Annotated in this window: 17 protein-coding genes, 1 pseudogene and 1 riboswitch; of the genes and pseudogenes, 11 read left to right on the top strand and 7 right to left on the bottom strand. The window is 62.5% G+C overall.

Features of this window, described 5'->3' with window-relative positions; genetic code table 11:
* Positions 1-118, bottom strand: a pseudogene (locus APH42_RS29570) (transketolase); the annotation flags it as partial.
* A 229-nt stretch (positions 119-347) separates the two neighbouring features.
* Here APH42_RS29570 and APH42_RS25430 point away from each other — a divergent pair.
* The 4 genes from APH42_RS25430 (at position 348) to APH42_RS25415 (ending at position 4920) form a co-directional block, all read left to right on the top strand.
* Positions 348-1340, top strand: a complete 993-nt coding sequence (locus APH42_RS25430; protein ID WP_012274526.1) for a metalloregulator ArsR/SmtB family transcription factor — start codon at positions 348-350, stop codon at positions 1338-1340.
* A gap of 18 nt (positions 1341-1358) precedes the next feature.
* A complete protein-coding gene (metK, locus tag APH42_RS25425) occupies positions 1359-2549 on the top strand; it encodes a methionine adenosyltransferase (protein ID WP_003249375.1) in 1191 nt (396 codons plus the stop codon).
* 145 nt (positions 2550-2694) lie between these two features.
* Positions 2695-4380 (top strand): NAD-dependent DNA ligase LigB, encoded by a 1686-nt coding sequence (ligB, locus tag APH42_RS25420; RefSeq protein WP_156352902.1) that lies wholly within the window; start codon positions 2695-2697, stop codon positions 4378-4380.
* A 147-nt stretch (positions 4381-4527) separates the two neighbouring features.
* Positions 4528-4920: a DUF1090 domain-containing protein gene (locus APH42_RS25415; protein WP_012274528.1), complete on the top strand. Its 393-nt coding sequence runs from the start codon at positions 4528-4530 to the stop codon at positions 4918-4920.
* A 70-nt stretch (positions 4921-4990) separates the two neighbouring features.
* Here the strand turns inward: APH42_RS25415 and APH42_RS25410 are convergent, their stop codons facing one another.
* Positions 4991-5449 (bottom strand): cytochrome c, encoded by a 459-nt coding sequence (locus APH42_RS25410; RefSeq protein WP_060494506.1) that lies wholly within the window; start codon positions 5447-5449, stop codon positions 4991-4993.
* Positions 5450-5568: 119 nt separating this feature from the next.
* On the opposite strand from APH42_RS25410, the gene APH42_RS25405 reads away from it, so the two are divergent.
* Entirely contained in the window at positions 5569-6720 is a 1152-nt protein-coding gene (locus tag APH42_RS25405) for a murein transglycosylase A (protein WP_060494505.1), read from the top strand.
* Positions 6721-6770: 50 nt separating this feature from the next.
* Here the strand turns inward: APH42_RS25405 and APH42_RS25400 are convergent, their stop codons facing one another.
* Entirely contained in the window at positions 6771-7157 is a 387-nt protein-coding gene (locus APH42_RS25400) for an MAPEG family protein (protein ID WP_012274531.1), read from the bottom strand.
* 27 nt (positions 7158-7184) lie between these two features.
* Positions 7185-8018 carry an EamA family transporter gene (locus tag APH42_RS25395; protein WP_060494504.1) on the bottom strand — a complete coding sequence of 278 codons (834 nt, stop codon included), beginning with the start codon at positions 8016-8018 and terminating at the stop codon, positions 7185-7187.
* Between the two features lie 180 nt (positions 8019-8198).
* Here APH42_RS25395 and APH42_RS25390 point away from each other — a divergent pair, with 180 nt between their 5' ends.
* The gene (locus APH42_RS25390) at positions 8199-9434 is read left to right on the top strand and encodes a sodium:proton antiporter (RefSeq protein WP_012274533.1); all 1236 of its coding nucleotides are present in this window, start codon (positions 8199-8201) and stop codon (positions 9432-9434) included.
* 32 nt (positions 9435-9466) lie between these two features.
* Here APH42_RS25390 and APH42_RS25385 read toward each other — a convergent pair whose 3' ends face one another.
* The gene (locus APH42_RS25385; RefSeq protein ID WP_012274534.1) at positions 9467-9868 is read right to left on the bottom strand and encodes an acyl-CoA thioesterase; all 402 of its coding nucleotides are present in this window, start codon (positions 9866-9868) and stop codon (positions 9467-9469) included.
* Positions 9869-10047: 179 nt separating this feature from the next.
* A riboswitch (S-adenosyl-L-homocysteine riboswitch) is annotated at positions 10048-10144 on the top strand.
* 20 nt (positions 10145-10164) lie between these two features.
* Between APH42_RS25385 and ahcY the strand changes: the two genes are divergently transcribed.
* The 5 genes from ahcY to APH42_RS25360 all read left to right on the top strand — a co-directional run bounded on the left by ahcY (position 10165) and on the right by APH42_RS25360 (position 16668).
* The gene (gene ahcY, locus APH42_RS25380) at positions 10165-11574 is read left to right on the top strand and encodes an adenosylhomocysteinase (RefSeq protein ID WP_012274535.1); all 1410 of its coding nucleotides are present in this window, start codon (positions 10165-10167) and stop codon (positions 11572-11574) included.
* A gap of 122 nt (positions 11575-11696) precedes the next feature.
* Entirely contained in the window at positions 11697-12542 is an 846-nt protein-coding gene (gene metF / locus APH42_RS25375; protein WP_012274536.1) for a methylenetetrahydrofolate reductase [NAD(P)H], read from the top strand.
* 93 nt (positions 12543-12635) lie between these two features.
* Positions 12636-13712 (top strand): hypothetical protein, encoded by a 1077-nt coding sequence (locus tag APH42_RS25370; RefSeq protein WP_060494503.1) that lies wholly within the window; start codon positions 12636-12638, stop codon positions 13710-13712.
* A 51-nt stretch (positions 13713-13763) separates the two neighbouring features.
* Positions 13764-14552, top strand: coding sequence for an ABC transporter substrate-binding protein (locus APH42_RS25365; protein ID WP_012274538.1), 789 nt, complete (start codon positions 13764-13766; stop codon positions 14550-14552).
* 217 nt (positions 14553-14769) lie between these two features.
* Positions 14770-16668: a DEAD/DEAH box helicase gene (locus APH42_RS25360; RefSeq protein WP_060494502.1), complete on the top strand. Its 1899-nt coding sequence runs from the start codon at positions 14770-14772 to the stop codon at positions 16666-16668.
* A gap of 85 nt (positions 16669-16753) precedes the next feature.
* Here APH42_RS25360 and APH42_RS25355 read toward each other — a convergent pair whose 3' ends face one another.
* Complete coding sequence (locus APH42_RS25355; protein ID WP_012274540.1) at positions 16754-17332, bottom strand: YceI family protein; 579 nt, start codon at positions 17330-17332, stop codon at positions 16754-16756.
* A gap of 32 nt (positions 17333-17364) precedes the next feature.
* Positions 17365-17916 (bottom strand): cytochrome b, encoded by a 552-nt coding sequence (locus APH42_RS25350; RefSeq protein WP_012274541.1) that lies wholly within the window; start codon positions 17914-17916, stop codon positions 17365-17367.
* Positions 17917-17982 lie beyond the last annotated feature (66 nt).

Here is a 17982-nt window from a genome sequence, read left to right as displayed (position 1 = left end):
GTACTTCGGCGATATCCGCCATGCCCATAGGGGCACCTGGGTGGCCGCTGTTGGCCTTTTGCACGGCATCCATGCTGAGGGCACGAATGGCGTTGGCACGTTCACGACGGCTGGGCATCGCTGATCTCCTGGGGGGCTTGAATAGGTGGTGTCACGAAAAAAGGCGGCCATTTTCGCCCACTGGGGGGGCTTGGGGCAATGACGTATGGTCGCAGTCGGGGGATTTTCCTGTGATTGGCATTCAATTCGGGGCAAAACCGGGTTAGCCGCCCCGCTCATCACTCAATATCAAAACTTTTTGATATTGGCCTTGCTAGGGCATCGATGCCTGTCTAGACTGCCGCCCCATGAACCTGCGCGCGCAATCGACACCCGAGCAACGCGAAGCATTGGCCGCCCTGTGCAAAGCCAGTGGCGATGCGTTGCGCCTGAACGTATTGCGCGCCCTGGCCAACGATTCGTTCGGCGTGCTGGAACTGGCGCAGATTTTCGACATCGGCCAGTCGGGCATGAGTCACCATCTGAAGGTGCTGGCCCAGGCCGAGCTGGTGGCAACCCGGCGCGAAGGCAACGCCATCTTCTACCGCCGCGCCCTGCCTGACGGCCTGCGTCTGGGCGGTCGGCTGCATGTGGCGCTGCTCGAAGAAGTCGACGACCTGGCCCTGCCGCCCGATGTGCAGGCACGCATCGCCCAAGTGCAGCAACGCCGCGCGGCCACCAGCCAGGACTTCTTCCTGCGCGTGGAAGAGAAGTTCCGCGCCCAGCAAGACCTGATCGCCGGCCTGCCGCAGTACCGCGAAAGCCTGCTGGCGCTGCTCGACAAGCTGCATTTCGACCCGGCTGCCAGCGCGCTTGAGGTCGGCCCCGGTGACGGTGGCTTCCTGCCTGACCTGGCACGGCGCTTCGCCCAGGTCACCGCCCTGGACAACAGCCCGACCATGCTCGAACTGGCGCGCCAGGTGTGCCAGCGCGAAGGGCTCGAAAACGTGAACCTGCAGTTGGCCGATGCACTGGGTGCAACGGATGTGGCCGCCGACTGCGTTGTGCTGAACATGGTGCTGCACCATTTCAGCGACCCGGCCCTGGCCTTGCGCCAGCTGGCCAAACGGGTGAAGGCAGGCGGCAGCCTGCTGGTAACCGAACTGTGCAGCCATGACCAGGGGTGGGCGCGCGAAGCCTGCGGCGACCTGTGGCTTGGCTTTGAGCAGGACGACCTGGCGCGCTGGGCCAACGCTGCCGGGCTGGCCCATGGGGACAGCCTGTACGTGGGCTTGCGTAACGGTTTCCAGATCCAGGTCCGCCATTTCCAGCGGACGGCTGACGACATACACCATCGGTAAATTTCAGGAACCTTCGAGATGAGCGAATACTCCCTTTTCACCTCCGAGTCCGTGTCCGAAGGGCATCCGGACAAGATCGCCGACCAGATTTCGGACGCTGTCCTCGATGCCATCATCGCCCAGGACAAGTACGCCCGCGTAGCCTGCGAAACGCTGGTCAAGACCGGTGTCGCCATCATCGCCGGCGAAGTCACCACTTCGGCCTGGGTCGACCTGGAAGACCTGGTGCGCAAAGTCATCATCGACATCGGCTACAACAGCTCCGACGTCGGTTTCGACGGTGCCACCTGCGCCGTGATGAACATCATCGGCAAGCAGTCGGTAGACATCGCCCAGGGCGTGGACCGCTCCAAGCCAGAAGACCAGGGCGCCGGTGACCAGGGCCTGATGTTCGGCTACGCCAGCAACGAAACCGAAGTGCTGATGCCGGCGCCGATCTGCTTCTCGCACCGTCTGGTCGAGCGCCAGGCCGAAGCGCGCAAGTCCGGCCTGCTGCCATGGCTGCGTCCGGATGCCAAGTCGCAGGTCACCTGCCGCTACGAAAATGGCAAGGTAGTCGGCATCGACGCCGTGGTGCTGTCGACCCAGCACAACCCGGAAGTGTCGCAGAAAGACCTGCAAGAAGCCGTGATGGAGCTGATCGTCAAGCACACCCTGCCGGCCGAACTGCTGCACAAAGGCACCCAGTACCACATCAACCCGACCGGCAACTTCATCATCGGTGGCCCGGTGGGTGACTGCGGCCTGACCGGCCGCAAGATCATCGTCGACTCCTACGGCGGCATGGCCCGCCACGGGGGTGGCGCGTTCTCCGGCAAGGACCCGTCCAAGGTCGACCGCTCCGCCGCCTACGCCGGCCGCTACGTGGCCAAGAACATCGTTGCCGCCGGCCTGGCCGAGCGCTGCGAGATCCAGGTGTCGTACGCCATTGGCGTGGCCCAGCCGACCTCCATCTCGATCAACACCTTCGGCACCGGCAAGGTTTCCGACGACAAGATCATCCAGCTGGTGCGCGAGTGCTTCGACCTGCGTCCATACGCCATCACCACCATGCTCGACCTGCTGCACCCGATGTATCAGGAAACCGCTGCCTACGGTCACTTCGGCCGTACCCCGCAGCAGAAGACTGTCGGCGACGACACCTTCACCACCTTCACCTGGGAGCGCACCGACCGCGCCCAGTCGCTGCGTGACGCTGCCGGCCTGTAAGTTTCCTACAGCACCAGGCGAAAGCCCCTGCCGAGCAATCGGCAGGGGCTTTTTTGTGACATATCGGCTGACAATGGTGTTTCAGCAAGCGCCAGAGAACCTGCCTAGTCTGGGGGTTCCTACCTGCCATGCAAGGATGCTGGCCATGCCGTACCTGCTGTTGTTCGCCATGCTGTTTGCGCTAAATACCCCACTGGCCTGGGCCGCCTCATGCCCCGACTGGACCCCGCAAAAGGCCGAGGCTGAAGCCGCGCAACTACAGGCCACCCTTACCGGCTGGGACGAGCACTACCATCGCCAGGGTATCGCGCTGGTGGCTGATGAGCTTTACGACCAGAGCCGCCAGCGCCTGGTGCACCTGCAGCAGTGCTTTGGCCTCGCGCCCAGCCCGTCACCCTTGACCAGCGCTCGCGGTCCACTCCCTCACCCCGTGCCGCATACCGGTGTCGACAAGCTGGCGGACCGCCAGGCCGTGGCACGCTGGATGGCCGGAAAAACCGGGGTATGGGTACAGCCCAAGGTCGACGGTGTCGCAGCTTCCCTCATTTATCGACAAGGCCAATTGGTGCAGCTGATCAGCCGGGGGGACGGGCTGCAGGGGCATGACTGGAGCAGGCACATTCCCCAGCTCGGTGCAGTCACCCGGCAGTTGCCTCAGGCGATTGACCTGCACTTGCAGGGTGAGCTGTACCTGCGCCTGAACGAACACGTACAGGCCAAGGCAGGCAGTGCCAACGCTCGCGGCACCGTGGCCGGGCTGCTCGCACGCAAACAACTGACTCGCGAGCAAGGGAACACGATCGGCCTGTTCGTGTGGGGCTGGCCGCACGGCCCCGAGCGACAGGTCGATCGCCTCGCACAGCTGGCACAACTGGGCTTCCCAGATACCCAGCATTACAGTATTGCCGTCGACACGCTGGAGGATACAGCGCGCTGGCGTGAGCACTGGTACCGCTCACCCCTGCCCTTTGCCAGCGACGGCGTGATCCTGCGCCTGGGCAGCCGGCCGCCTGCCGAGCGCTGGCAGGCCAAGGCGCCGTACTGGATCGCCGCCTGGAAATACCCCTATGTACAAGCGTTGGCCGAAGTACGCGACGTGCGCTTTCGGGTTGGCCGCACTGGCAGGATCACGCCCATTGCGCATGTGCAGCCGGTAACCCTCGATGACCGGCGCATCACCCAGGTCAGCCTCGGCTCGCTGGCGCGTTGGCAAGCCCTGGATATTCGCCCCGGTGACCAGGTCGCTATCAGCCTCGCCGGGCTGACCATCCCTCGCCTTGAGCACGTCATGCACCGCGCGGTCGAACGCCAACCACTGGGCGCGCCTGCACCCGGTCGGCATCATGCCCTCAGTTGCTGGCAGCCCAGCGAGGGCTGCGAGGAACAATTCATTGCCCGGCTCACCTGGCTCAGCGGCAAACAGGGCTTGGCCCTCCCACGTACCGGGCCCGGCACATGGCGTCGGCTAGTCGATGCTGGCCTGGTAACTTCGATGACCGATTGGCTGCAGCTCGATACCGAACGCTTACAGCAGGTGCCCGGCATCAGCAGCCTTACAGCGGCCCAACTGCTGGGCAGTTTCGACCAAGCCCGCTCACGCCCCTTCGATCAGTGGCTGCGCGGCCTTGGCGCGCCCATTGGCAAGCATTTGCAACTGACAGGCGGCTGGCAAGAAATGGCTTCGCGCAGCGCGGGTCAATGGCAAACAGTGCCCGACATCGGCGTAAAACGCTCGCGTCAGCTTGTGGGTTTCTTCGCGGCCGCGGAGGTGCAAGCCATTGCCACACGGTTGGCGGAATCCGGCATTGAAGGGTTTTCGCCCCCCCCCTGAGCGCATCGAGCAATGATTTTTTACCAAAAAGCCTGCAGGAAAACCCGGGATTCAACCGGAAAACCTCACCAAGGGTTTCTAAATGGGCAAAACCAAGGCAGGATTTCCAGCAACTTTTGCTGCCCCGCCCCGTTCAGGAGGCTTTTCATGAAACGCATTTCAACTCTTTTCCTGCTCGCATCGCTGGGTTTGGCTGCAGGCGCCGTGCAAGCGGCCCAGCCGGACCCTGGCCTGACCGGTTGCGCCGCCAAACGCAGCGCCATCGAGAACCAGCTGAAAATTGCCCGTGACCACGGTAACAGCGACCAAGTCGCGGGGCTGGAAGAAGCGCTGCGCGGCGTAGACAACTGCACGGATGCCAGCCTGCGCAAAGAGCGTGAGCAGAAGGTGCTCGATGCACGTCACGAAGTGGCGCAGCGGGAAAAGGACCTGAAGAAAGCCGAGAAGAAAGGCGACGCGGAGAAGATCAACAAGCGCAAGGACAAGCTGGCCGAATCGCGTAAAGAGCTGCAGGAAGCGGTCGACGACCTCGACCGCTGAGGCATCCGACGGATAAGCGCGGCCACCCGACAGGAATTCAAGACAGTTCCACAGAGGGCAGCGCAGGCCATCAATGATTACGAAACTCGGTATGGCACGCCTTGCAAGCCGCTTCGACCTTGTCCATCGGCACTTTCAACTGCGCAGCATCCAGCGGCTGGCTGCGGGTTACCTCGACCAGTTCGCCGGTAACACCCTCCAGCTGCCGGGCCAGGTCATGAAAGCGCGCCTGACGCTCCCATACTTCGGCACGGGCGGCGCTGTCACCCCCATCGCGTACCTGTGGAAAGTGCTGCCAGGGCTGGTGCGCAAGGCCGTCCAGCTTCAACGCACCGTCGGCAAATTTCACCCCGTCGAACGGCAACCGGCCACGCAACATGCCGCCCAGGTCTTCGCTGGTCTTGAGCATGTCCTTGAAAATTACCTTGCGCTTGCCCAGCGGCGAGTTAGGGTCGACCCTATCGCACCCACTCAGGGCACCGCCCAGGGCCAGTGCGGCCAGAACAACAACGGTCAATCGCTTCAACATCACACTCACTTCGGCCTACGCAAATGGGCGGCCAGTATCGCTGCCCAAGGGCCAAAGACCAATAGCCACATAAAAAACAGGGGCGAATCTTCATGTTCGCCCATGACAGGAATGCACACATGAAATCTGCCCTGCGCCATCTGGCCTGGACACTGCCAGTGCTGGCTTTGCTGGCCGGTTGCAACGGCGGCGAAAACGCCAAGCCCGAGCCCCACGCCATCGCCACCTACGCCCCGGCCACCTGGAAAGACCTGCCCGCGGTCAGCGATGAAGACTTGCTGGCCGGTTTTTACGCCTGGCGCAGCGGCTGCGAAAAGCTCAAGCGTGACGCGGTGTGGGCCGCCACCTGCGAAGCCGCCGGCAACGCCACAGCCAGCGCCGCCCAGGTGCGTACCTTCCTTGAGCAGAACTTGCAGGTTTACGGCCTGCGCTCCGCCGAGAACAATGCCAACGGTCTGATTACCGGTTACTACGAGCCGGTCTACCCCGGCAGCCTGAGCCAATCGGCGAGCAACCATGTGGCGGTCTACGGCATCCCGGATGACATGATCGTGGTGGACCTGGCCAGCGTGTACCCCGAGCTCAAGGGTAAACGCCTGCGCGGTCGGCTCGATGGCCGGGTGCTCAAACCGTACGACACAGCCGAAGTGATCAACCGCAATGGCGTCAAGGCGCCTGTGCTGGCCTGGCTGACTGATCCAATGGACCTGCAGTTCCTGCAGATCCAGGGCTCCGGCCGGGTTCAACTGGAAGACGGCCGCCAACTGCGCCTGGGCTACGCCGACCAGAACGGCCACCCTTACCGGCCGATCGGCCGCTGGCTGGTGGAACAGGGCCAGCTGAAGAAAGAGGAAGTAAGCATGGGTGCCATTCATGCCTGGGCCCAGGCCAACCCGCAGCGCGTACCGGAACTGCTGGCCAGCAACCCCAGCTACGTGTTCTTCAGCACCCGGCCGGACAGCAATGAAGGCCCGCGCGGTTCGCTGAACGTGCCGCTCACCGCCGGCTACAGCGTGGCCATCGATCGCAAGGTGATTCCGCTGGGGAGCCTGTTATGGCTGTCTACCACACGCCCGGACGGTTCACCCGTGGTACGACCGGTAGGCGCACAGGACACCGGTGGGGCGATTACGGGTGAAGTGCGTGCAGACCTGTTCTGGGGCACCGGGCCGGAAGCCGGCGAGTTGGCCGGGAACATGAAGCAGCAAGGGCAGATCTGGATGTTGTGGCCCAAGGGCCAACCACTGCCAGAAGTACCTAAAGTACTTTGATCGGCGTTGGTTTCTTCGCGGGCGTTGCCCGCGAAGCAGGCAACGCGGCTTCAGATGGAAACCACGAAGAACGATACGATAATTGCCAATCCGGCAAACCACACCAGCGAGCGCAAGGCCGCCCAGTCGGCCAGGTAGCAGATGATGTATAGCAGGCGGCTGGTGATATACATCACCCCCAACACATCCTGGGTCACCTGCTCGGCATTGCCGACGATATCCGCCACCAGCACCGCCGCTGCAAATGCCGGAAACGCCTCATAGCCGTTCTGCTGCGCAGCATGGGCGCGCCGTGGCAGGCCCGACAAGGTATCGAGGAAGGCACGCGGATCGTGATTGTCCTTTAGTCCGAACCGGCCACTGCTCACCTTGGCGATCAAGGCACAAAGCGGGTTCAACAGCAGCGCGATCAGGATGCACCACAGGGCAACGGTCATGCTCAAGACTCCTTGTTCGAAAATGGGTTAGAGCTTCATCACCAGCGTGCCTGCCAGGACCAGCCCGCAAGCTAGGAGTCTCGGCCCGCCAAAAGATTCTTTGAGGTAGCGCATACCCAGCAGCACCACCAGAATCACGCTCAGTTCCCGTAACGCTGCCGCCTCGGCCACCGACCCCAGGTGCATGGCCCACAACACCAGGGCATAACTGAACAATACGCAAAACCCAACCGCCAAACCCAAACGCCATTGCGTTCGCCAAAACAGGACGAACGGTGCTCGCCGCGCCACGCTGGCCAGCAACGGGAACTGCCAGGCGCTGAGCAGGGTCAGCCACACCAGGTAATCCCACGGTTTGCCCCATAGGCGCACGGCTTGGCCGTCGAACCAGGTGTAGCAGCCGATGCACAGGCCAATCAAGGCGACTACCGGCAGCATCGACCAGGGCAGCCGGTCACCGCCGCCGCCCTGCCACAACAGGCACGCCATGCCGCAGGGGATCAGCAGGATACCGATGATCTGCTGCTGGCTCAGCGATTCCCCGGCAAAGGCCAGGGTCAGCCCCAGCACCACCAGCGGCGACAGCCCGCGCATCAGAGGATAGACCAGCCCCAGGTCACCCACGCGGTAGGCCTGGATCAGCAAATAGCGGTACAGCTGCTCGGCCAACGCGGAGGCGATCAGCCAGGGCCAGATTTCGGCAGGTGGCACATCGACGAAAGGCACGGCCAGCAACGCGAACGCAAGCGCCACCGTGTCCATGCTGGCGATGACCAGCAAGCGCTCACCGCTGAATTTGATCAGGGTATTCCAGGTCGCATGCAGCAGGGCGGCGACCAGCACCAGGGATGTTGCCAACACGCCTTCTTATCCTTGTGCGGTGTTCAAGGGTTGAATATATGGCATTCCAGAGGGCCACTGCATGGGAACGATTACAGAGATTCCGGTCAAACCCTGTGTCCCGAACCCCGCGCCAGGTCATCAAAGAGCTGCCCGAGCCATTCGGGTTACGACTTGGAAGCCACTGTTACAGGATTCGGGATGCTTGAATTAGTTGCCGCGTTTATCTGCCTCACCACCCTCCTTACCTACGTCAATTACCGCTTCATCGGCCTGCCACCCGCCATCGGCGTGATGGTCACGGCACTGCTGTTCTCCCTGATGCTGCAGGGCCTTAGCCTGATCGGCTTCCCTGGCCTGGAAGAACGTGTCGAAGGCTTGATGAACCAAATCGATTTCAACGACCTGCTGATGCACTGGATGTTGGCCTTCCTGCTGTTTGCCGGTGCATTGCACGTCAACCTCAGCGACCTGCGCAGCTACCGCTGGCCCATTGGCCTGCTGGCCACCTTGGGCGTGCTGATCGCTACCGTGGTCATTGGCTACCTGTCGCACTGGGTATTCGCCCTGTTCGGCTGGCAGGTACCGCTGATCTACTGCCTGCTGTTCGGTGCGCTGATCTCGCCCACCGACCCGATTGCCGTACTGGGCGCGCTGCGTACCGCCAATGCGTCCAAACCGCTGAAAACCACCATCGTTGGCGAATCGCTGTTCAACGACGGCACGGCGGTCGTGGTGTTCACCGTGTTGCTGGGCATCATCCAGCTGGGTGAAACGCCAAGCCTGACCGACACGGCGATCCTGTTCGCCCGCGAGGCCATTGGCGGCGTGGTATTCGGCGGCCTGATCGGCTATGCCACGTACCGCATGATCAAGAGCATCGAGCAGTACCAGGTGGAGGTCATGCTGACCCTGGCACTGGTTATCGGTGGCTCGGCGATGTGCTACGAGCTGCACGTGTCGGCACCGATCGCCATGGTGGTGGCCGGCCTGATCATCGGTAACCTGGGGCGAAACCTGGCGATGAATGACATGACGCGCCGCTACATGGACGGTTTCTGGGAGCTGATCGATGACATGCTCAATGCCTTGCTGTTCGCCTTGATCGGCCTGGAGCTGTTGCTGCTGCCGTTCAACTGGATGCACCTGGCGGCCGGCGGCGTGCTGGCGCTGGCGGTGCTGCTGTCGCGGTTGCTGACCGTGGCCCCGGCGATCGTGCTGCTGCGCCGCTGGCGCCCTGTGCCCAAGGGCACGGTACGGGTGCTGACTTGGGGCGGCCTGCGCGGCGGGGTGTCGGTGGCCCTGGCACTGTCGCTGCCGTTGGGCGAGGAGCGTGACCTGCTGCTGTCGATCACCTACATCGTGGTGTTGTCGTCGATTCTGGTGCAGGGTTTGAGCATCGGGCGGGTGGTGCGCAAGGTCAGCGCCCAGCCGTGAGGTTTTTGGGGCCGCTTTGCGGCCCCAGAAAATCACTCTACTGCCGAATCCGGGAACTGGTCCTGCACGTACTTGATCTCGGTGCGCCCATGGGCTGCCGGCAAGCCGTCTTCACCCAGGTTTACGAACACCATCTTGTCGACGGTCAGGATGCTCTTGCGGGTGATCTTGTTGCGCACTTCGCACTTGAGGGTGATCGAGGTGCGGCCGAACTCGGTGGCGGTAATGCCCAGCTCGATGATGTCGCCCTGGCGCGACGCACTGACGAAGTTGATTTCCGACATGTACTTGGTCACCACGCGCTGGTTGCCCAGCTGGACGATGGCGTAGATCGCCGCCTCTTCGTCGATCCAGCGCAACAGGCTGCCACCGAACAGGGTGCCATTGGGGTTGAGGTCTTCGGGTTTAACCCATTTGCGGGTGTGAAAGTTCATCTGTACTCCTGACCTGCTTGGCTAACGTGTAGCAATGATGGCAGAGCGGCCGCCATCGCTCCATTGAACATCGACTATCGTCGCGATTAATCGACAGAAAACCTTGGGTGAAGGTGCCGCTCGCGGCTATAATCTGCGCCGCTTCACATGGCTGCCCACAGCGGGGCCATGCCCGCCACCTGTCCGAGGGGCGCTGCAGCAGGCTAGGCCTGTCAGGCTCGGATGGGGCGTTGCTCGCTCTCGCGGGCGCTTAACGCACAACGGCGCCCATTCGCACACTACGAATGGAGGCTCTCATGAGCGCTGCAAACATGCCTGCTGGTTTTACCGATTACAAAGTCGCTGACATCTCCCTGGCCGCCTGGGGCCGTCGCGAAACCATCATTGCCGAATCGGAAATGCCAGCCCTGATGGGCCTGCGTCGCAAGTACCTGACCGAGCAACCGCTCAAGGGTGCGAAGATCCTGGGCTGCATCCACATGACCATCCAGACCGCCGTACTGATCGAAACCCTGGTTGCCCTGGGTGCCGAAGTGCGCTGGTCGTCCTGCAACATCTTCTCGACTCAAGACCAGGCCGCCGCATCGATCGCAGCCGCCGGCATCCCGGTATTCGCCTGGAAAGGTGAAACCGAAGAAGAGTACGAGTGGTGCCTGGAGCAAACCATCCTGAAAGATGGCCAGCCATGGGACGCCAACATGATCCTCGACGACGGCGGCGACCTGACCGAACTGCTGCACAAGAAGTACCCACAGGTGCTGGACCGTGTTCACGGCGTGACCGAAGAAACCACCACCGGCGTGCACCGCCTGCTGGACATGCTGGCCAAGGGCGAGCTGAAAGTCCCGGCGATCAACGTCAACGACTCGGTCACCAAAAGCAAGAACGACAACAAATACGGCTGCCGTCACAGCCTGAACGACGCCATCAAGCGTGGTACCGACCACCTGCTGTCGGGCAAGCAAGCCCTGGTGATCGGCTACGGTGACGTGGGCAAGGGTTCGGCCCAGTCCCTGCGTCAGGAAGGCATGATCGTCAAGGTCACCGAAGTTGACCCAATCTGCGCCATGCAGGCCTGCATGGACGGCTTCGAGCTGGTCTCGCCGTTCATCGACGGTATCAACGACGGCACCGAAGCCAGCATCGACAAGGCCCTGCTGGGCAAGATCGACCTGATCGTGACCACCACCGGTAACGTCAACGTCTGCGACGCCAACATGCTCAAGGCCCTGAAGAAGCGTGCCGTGGTCTGCAACATCGGCCACTTCGACAACGAGATCGACACCGCCTTCATGCGCAAGAACTGGGCTTGGGAAGAGGTCAAGCCGCAGGTGCACAAGATCCACCGCACCGGCGCTGGCAGCTTCGACCCGCAGAACGACGACTACCTGATCCTGCTGGCCGAAGGCCGCCTGGTCAACCTGGGCAACGCCACTGGCCACCCAAGCCGCATCATGGACGGTTCGTTCGCCAACCAGGTACTGGCACAGATCTTCCTGTTCGAGCAGAAGTACGCCGACCTGTCGGCCGAGAAGAAAGCCGAGCGCCTGACCGTTGAAGTGCTGCCGAAGAAGCTCGACGAAGAAGTGGCCCTGGAAATGGTCCGCGGCTTCGGCGGCGTGGTCACCAAACTGACCAAGCAGCAAGCCGACTACATCGGCGTGACCGTCGAAGGCCCGTTCAAGCCACACGCCTACCGCTACTAAGCGGCAAGCTTGAAGCATCGAGCTTCAAGGTTCATGAACGATGCCCAAGCCAGATCGGCCATCACCGATCTGGCTTTTACTTGCAGCTTGCCGCTAGCAGCTGGCTGCTTGAGGAACGAGTGATGTCACAAGAACGCCGCTACAGTTTCGAGTTCTTTCCGACCAAGACCGATGCCGGTCACGAAAAGCTGATGGGCGTCGCCCGCCAGCTGGCCACTTACAACCCGGACTTCTTTTCCTGCACCTACGGTGCCGGTGGCTCGACCCGCGACCGCACGCTGAACACCGTGCTACAGCTGGAAAACGAAGTGAAGGTGCCTGCCGCGCCGCACCTGTCATGCGTGGGTGACTCCAAGGACGACCTGCGCGCCCTGCTGGCCGAATACAAGGCTGCCGGCATCAAGCGCATTGTCGCCCTGCGTGGCGACCTGCCGTCGGGTATGGGCATGGCCAGTGGCGAATTGCGCTACGCCAGTGACCTGGTCGAGTTCATCCGCCAGGAAACCGCCGATCACTTCCACCTGGAAGTGGCCGCCTACCCAGAAATGCACCCACAGGCGCGCAACTTCGAAACCGACTTGGCCAACTTCGTGCACAAGGTCAAGGCCGGTGCCGACAGCGCCATCACCCAGTACTTCTTCAACGCCGACAGCTACTTCTACTTCGTCGAGCGCGCGCAGAAGCTGGGCGTGGACATCCCGGTAGTACCGGGCATCATGCCGATTACCAACTACAGCAAGCTGGCCCGCTTCTCCGATGCCTGCGGCGCCGAGATCCCACGTTGGATCCGCAAGCAGTTGGAAGCCTATGCCGACGACACCGCCAGCATCCAGGCCTTCGGCGAAGAAGTGATTACCCGCATGTGCGAACAGCTGCTGCAAGGCGGCGCACCGGGCCTGCACTTCTATACCCTGAACCAAGCCGAACCGAGCCTGGCGATCTGGAACAACCTGAAGCTGCCACGCTGAAATCTTTTGGCAAAGTCTGCTTAAGAAATGATTAAGGCTTTGGTCATAGACTAAAGCCTTATTCATTTTCGGGTTAAACAGGTCTTGCCTGCCATGCAGCACCCCCAGCCTTCGCGCCCACAGCTTGTCTACCTGGCTTTCGGCCCAGCCACCTATCATCAGGAAGCCTGCTTCAGCATCATCAGCGCCCTCGCCCAACTGGGCAGCGCAGCCAGCGACGCCATAGGCATCCAGGTTTACACCGACAATCCGCAGCCCTACGCCAGCCTGCCCGTCACCGTGCACCTGCTGGACGATGCCACCCGCCAGGCATGGAACGCCCCGCACGGTTATCACTTTCGCAGCAAGCATGTACTGCTGCGCCAGGTACTGCAGCAACACCCGCTGGCAGTGTTGATCGACACCGACACGTTCTTCCGCACTTCGCCACTGCAACTGTTCGCGCGCGTGGCGCCCGGCCGCCTACTGTGCAACGCCATCGGCCCGCGCTATGGCGCCGACCAGAAGTGCCTGCTGTACAAAAACCTGCTGGCCATTCTCGGCTCACGGGGCCTGGCCGATTGCCAGATGCCACTGATCAACTCCGGGCTGATCGGCCTTACTGCCGAAGACAGCAACACCCTGGACCGCTCCATCGCCATGATGGACGAGTTCTACCCCTTGGCGCGCGAAGCCTACACCCTCGAGGAGTTCTGCTTGGCAGTGGCGGCTTATCGCAAGCTGGAACTGGCCGAGTGCACCGACGTCATCCATCACTACTGGAGCCGCAAGGCGCAGTTCCGCGCCAAGATTCAGGCCTGGCTGCGCAAGCACGGCCACGACCCACTGAGCCCGGCAGCGTTGGCCGACGTTAGTTTGGTCAACGACCAGTTGCCGCGGCCACCCACCCTGCACCGCCTGGGTTACAAGGCACTGAGCCTGACGCTGCCCAGCCAAGAGCGCCAATTCGCCCGCGAATTACTGTATGGCTGCTACCCCTACCCCAACGAATTCGACCGTGCCTGCGCGCCGGCCTGGTGGGACAAGGCCCTGGAAAACCTCAATGCCCGCCATGGCCACATGGAACCCGAGCGACTGCGACAATGCCTGCGCCACCCAGGGTTGCGGTTGTCGCTGGGTGAGCGGCGCAAGGATGTCGAGGCGCATCTGCTGCAAACATCGCAAGGCTGAGACATTCGAGGGGCACTGGCCTTGGGCCGGCCGACCGCGTAATCTCCGGCCATGCCACACATCGCCCGCCTGTTCTGGATCCTGCTGCTCGCCTGCCTGAGCCCGTTGGCTCTGGGCGAGCGCCTGCGCCTGGTGACCGACGACTGGGCACCCTATGTGTATCAGCACAACGGCCAACCGCGCGGTATCGACTACGAAGTCACCAGCCAGGTCTTCAAGCGCCTCGGCGTAGAAGTGGAGTGGCAGTTCCTGCCGTGGAAACGCTGCCTGGCCATGGTCGAACAAGGCTTGGCCGATGGCATCCTCGACATCTTCCAGACCGAATCGCGTCAGCCCTACCTGGTGTACGCCCCCGAGCCTATGTCGGACGTCGAATTCGTCCTGTTCCAGGCGCGTGCACGTCGCCATGGCGTAGCCCACCTGGAGGACCTCGCCGGCCTCACCGTCGGCACATCGCCCGGCTACGCCTATGGTGCAGCGTTCAACGACGCCCCCTATTTCGCACGCGAACCCGCGCCTACTCTCGAGGCCAATTTCGGCAAATTGATGCTGGGCCGCATCGACCTGGCGATCACCGACCGTAGGGTTGGGCATTACCTGCTCCATCAGCTGGGCCTGCAACAGCAAGTCGAGGAATTACCGTTGGTGATCAGCCGCCAGACCCAGTATCTGGGGTTGGTGCGCAAGCCCGGGCGGGAAGCACTGGCCCTGGCCTTTGCCGAAGAACTGCAGCGGTTCAAGCAAGAACCGGCCTATGCAGCGATCAGCAACCGCTACACAGGCGACATTGGAAACATTCTCAACGCCGTTGAGCAGCAGGAAAGCAGCACAGCGCGATAGCTCTGTTATACTCGGGCCTTCCCGCCCGGCTCACGCCCGGACGCTCGGCCTCGCAACAGGCATCCCGATCGGCACAGACGCCCCTCGCGTCCAGCCCCCGTTTCCCGGATGTGCAGTGAAAGCCCAGCTGGACCGGACGCGATCGCATCCCACCGATGCCCGTCGCGCCAGGCAGAACATCCCAACGGGCCCAGCCCACACGAGAACAGGATCGCCCATGTCCTTTGCTTCCCTCGGTCTCTCCGAGGCTCTTGTCCGCGCTATCGAGGCTGCGGGCTACACCCAGCCGACCCCCGTGCAACAGCGGGCCATTCCCGCCGTGTTGCAAGGCCGCGACCTGATGGTTGCCGCACAGACAGGTACGGGTAAAACCGGCGGCTTCGCCCTGCCGATCCTCGAGCGCCTGTTCCCGGCCGGCCACCCCGACAAGTCGCAGCGTCACGGCCCGCGCCAGCCCCGCGTGCTGGTCCTGACCCCGACCCGCGAACTGGCAGCCCAGGTGCATGACAGCTTCAAGGTCTATGCCCGTGACCTGCCACTGGTCAGCGCCTGCATCTTCGGCGGCGTTGGCATGAACCCGCAGATCCAGGCCATTGCCAAAGGCGTTGACGTGCTGGTCGCCTGCCCAGGCCGCCTGCTCGACCTGGCCGGCCAAGGCAAGGTCGACCTGGCCCACGTGGAAATCCTGGTGCTCGATGAAGCCGACCGCATGCTCGACATGGGCTTCATTCACGACGTCAAGAAGGTCCTCGCCCGCCTGCCGGCCAAGCGCCAGAACCTGCTGTTCTCGGCCACCTTCTCCAAGGACATCACCGACCTCGCCGACAAGCTTCTGCACAACCCGGAGCGTATCGAGGTCACGCCGCCGAACACCACCGTCGAGCGTATCGAGCAGCGCGTCTATCGCCTGCCCGCCAGCCACAAGCGTGCACTGCTGGCACACCTGATCACCCAGGGCGCCTGGGAACAGGTACTGGTGTTCACCCGGACCAAGCACGGCGCCAACCGCTTGGCCGAGTATCTGGAAAAGCACGGCCTGACCGCCGCTGCAATCCACGGCAACAAAAGCCAGAACGCCCGCACCAAAGCCCTGGCCGATTTCAAGGCCAACAGTGTGCGCGTGCTGGTCGCCACCGACATCGCCGCCCGTGGCCTGGACATCGACCAACTGCCGCACGTGGTCAACTTCGAGCTACCGAATGTCGAGGAAGATTACGTTCACCGCATCGGCCGTACCGGCCGTGCTGGTCGCTCGGGCGAAGCCATTTCCATGGTCGCGCCAGATGAAGAGAAGCTGCTCAAGAGCATCGAGCGGGTGACCAAGCAACGCATCCAGGATGGCGACCTGATGGGCTTCGACGCCAGCCAGGTAGAAGCCGAAAAGCCTGAAGTGCGCGAGCGCCCGCAGAACAGCGGCCGCGGTGGCCGCAACCAGCAGGGCCGCGGCGAAGGCGGTAAAGACGCCAACGGCGGCCGCAAGGACAAGGGCAAGGACAAAGGCAAGGCCAAGCAGCAAGCTGCAGAAAAGCCGGCCGACAAGGAAAACAGCGGCGACAAGCAACAGCAGCCGCGCAAGCCGCGTGACAAGAAGCCACGCCAACAGCAGCAGGCCAGCAGCAACAGCGTGCCGAAAGTACCGGCCGACCGCGACCCGGAAGAATTCCTGGACGACGATGTCGACAACTTCGGTAACCGTGCCGACTACGTCAGCCCGTACCAAGGCAAGAACCAAGGCCGCAATCGCCGCCCGGGTGGCGGTGCAGGCCAGGGCCAGAATAGCGGTCAACGCAGCAACGCTGGGGGCCAGGGCCAAGCTCGCACTGGCGGCCAGCAGCGTAGTGGCGGCAGCGGTGGTGGCGGCGAAAAGCGCCCTGCCCGCGCCAACAACGGTGGCGGTGCCCGTCGTGACGGCGGTGGCGGTGGCCGTGGTCGCCCAGCCCGTGATGACGCAGCCCGGCAAGAGCCTGCCGTGCGCAACCCACGCCAGCCAGAAAAACAACCGGTGATCATCCGCAAGGAATCCAAGCTCGACCGTTACCCGACGCCTGAGCAGTTGGATGACGTGCCGACCCGACCACGCGGTGAGCGCCCGGCCTTGTTGACCCGAAAAGGCTGAACCCGGAGTAGCCCGATTTCAGGGCACTCCACGGGAAACGAAAACGCCGCCCAATGGGCGGCGTTTTTCATTGCCAAGGCAATGCTTACTTCTGCTTCACACCTTCGACACTGATATCCAGGTCCAGCGTCTGCGAAGTAGCGCCTGGGCCTTTGATGCCGAAGTCATTCAGGTTCAGGGTGGTGGTGGCGTTGAAACCAGCGCGCTCACCGCCCCATGGGTCCTTGCCTTCACCGTTGAAGGTTGCCTTGAAGGTGACCGGCTTGGTTACGCCGTGCATGGTCAGGTCGCCCGTAACGTCAGCAGTCTTTTCGCCAGTCGACTTGACGGCAGTAGAGACGAACTTGGCTTCAGGATACTTCTTCACATCGAGGAAGTCGGCGCTGGCGATGTGCTTGTCACGCTCGGCGTGGTTCGACCACAGGCTGGCGGTCTTCAGGTCGACGCTGATCTTGCTGGCTTCAGGCTTGGCGCTGTCCCAGGTGAAGTTGCCGTCGAAGTCCTTGAAGGTACCGTGGATGAAGCTGTAGCCCAGGTGGCTGATTTTCCAGTCAACGAACGCGTGCTGGCCTTCCTTGTCGATCTTGTACTCGGCAGCCATGGCCTGGCCAGCGGAGAGCAGAGCGGTACCGAGCGCCAGAGCGGCAAAAGTCTTTTTCAACATCCTGTTCCTTCCTATGCAATTGAGGTTGAGAGTCAAGCTTTGCGGCCCAGCATACGGGTCAGGGTCGCGTCACGGTCGATGAAATGGTGCTTGAGCGCTGCCAGGGCATGCAGCACGGCAAAAATCACCAGGCCCCATGCCAGCCACAGATGAATCACCCCCGCCACATCTGCCTGGTCGGGCAGGTCGCTGACCAGTGCCGGCACTTCGAACAGGCCGAACACCGGAATGCCGACGCCGTCGGCGGTGGAAATCAGGTAACCGGCCGCCATCACCGCAAACAGCCCAAGGTACAGGGCCAAATGGCCCAGCTTGGCCGCCAGGCGTGTGACCGCGCCATGGTTGGCGGGCGCCGGAGGTGGGGGGCTGATGAAACGCCAGATCACCCGCAGCAACATCACTGCCAGCAAAACCAGGCCGATACTCTTGTGCAGGTCCGGCCCGGCTTTGCGCCAGGGGCTGTAGTAGTCGAGACCGACCATCCACAGGCCCAGGCCGAACAGGCCGAAGACTGCCAGCGCCACGCCCCAATGCAGGACGATACTGACCACGCCGTAGCGAGAGGGTGAATTGCGCAGTTGCATGTTGGCGTGTTTCTCCGTGAAAGCTGTGCACAGACTAACGCGTAACGTATCGAATAAAAGCGGAAA

Source organism: Pseudomonas sp. NBRC 111140, assembly GCF_001320885.1.
Taxonomy (GTDB): domain Bacteria; phylum Pseudomonadota; class Gammaproteobacteria; order Pseudomonadales; family Pseudomonadaceae; genus Aquipseudomonas; species Aquipseudomonas putida_P.
Note: the sequence above shows the minus strand (reverse complement) of the source record. Positions and strands in the feature narration are given on the sequence as shown.

Coding starts and splice junctions, on each gene's coding strand:
- APH42_RS25430 (WP_012274526.1), top strand. CDS start 348: ATGAACCTGCGCGCGCAATCGACACCCGAGCAACGCGAAGCATTGGCC.
- metK (WP_003249375.1), top strand. CDS start 1,359: ATGAGCGAATACTCCCTTTTCACCTCCGAGTCCGTGTCCGAAGGGCAT.
- ligB (WP_156352902.1), top strand. CDS start 2,695: ATGCCGTACCTGCTGTTGTTCGCCATGCTGTTTGCGCTAAATACCCCA.
- APH42_RS25415 (WP_012274528.1), top strand. CDS start 4,528: ATGAAACGCATTTCAACTCTTTTCCTGCTCGCATCGCTGGGTTTGGCT.
- APH42_RS25410 (WP_060494506.1), bottom strand. CDS start 5,449: ATGTTGAAGCGATTGACCGTTGTTGTTCTGGCCGCACTGGCCCTGGGC.
- APH42_RS25405 (WP_060494505.1), top strand. CDS start 5,569: ATGAAATCTGCCCTGCGCCATCTGGCCTGGACACTGCCAGTGCTGGCT.
- APH42_RS25400 (WP_012274531.1), bottom strand. CDS start 7,157: ATGACCGTTGCCCTGTGGTGCATCCTGATCGCGCTGCTGTTGAACCCG.
- APH42_RS25390 (WP_012274533.1), top strand. CDS start 8,199: ATGCTTGAATTAGTTGCCGCGTTTATCTGCCTCACCACCCTCCTTACC.
- APH42_RS25385 (WP_012274534.1), bottom strand. CDS start 9,868: ATGAACTTTCACACCCGCAAATGGGTTAAACCCGAAGACCTCAACCCC.
- ahcY (WP_012274535.1), top strand. CDS start 10,165: ATGAGCGCTGCAAACATGCCTGCTGGTTTTACCGATTACAAAGTCGCT.
- metF (WP_012274536.1), top strand. CDS start 11,697: ATGTCACAAGAACGCCGCTACAGTTTCGAGTTCTTTCCGACCAAGACC.
- APH42_RS25370 (WP_060494503.1), top strand. CDS start 12,636: ATGCAGCACCCCCAGCCTTCGCGCCCACAGCTTGTCTACCTGGCTTTC.
- APH42_RS25365 (WP_012274538.1), top strand. CDS start 13,764: ATGCCACACATCGCCCGCCTGTTCTGGATCCTGCTGCTCGCCTGCCTG.
- APH42_RS25360 (WP_060494502.1), top strand. CDS start 14,770: ATGTCCTTTGCTTCCCTCGGTCTCTCCGAGGCTCTTGTCCGCGCTATC.
- APH42_RS25355 (WP_012274540.1), bottom strand. CDS start 17,332: ATGTTGAAAAAGACTTTTGCCGCTCTGGCGCTCGGTACCGCTCTGCTC.
- APH42_RS25350 (WP_012274541.1), bottom strand. CDS start 17,916: ATGCAACTGCGCAATTCACCCTCTCGCTACGGCGTGGTCAGTATCGTC.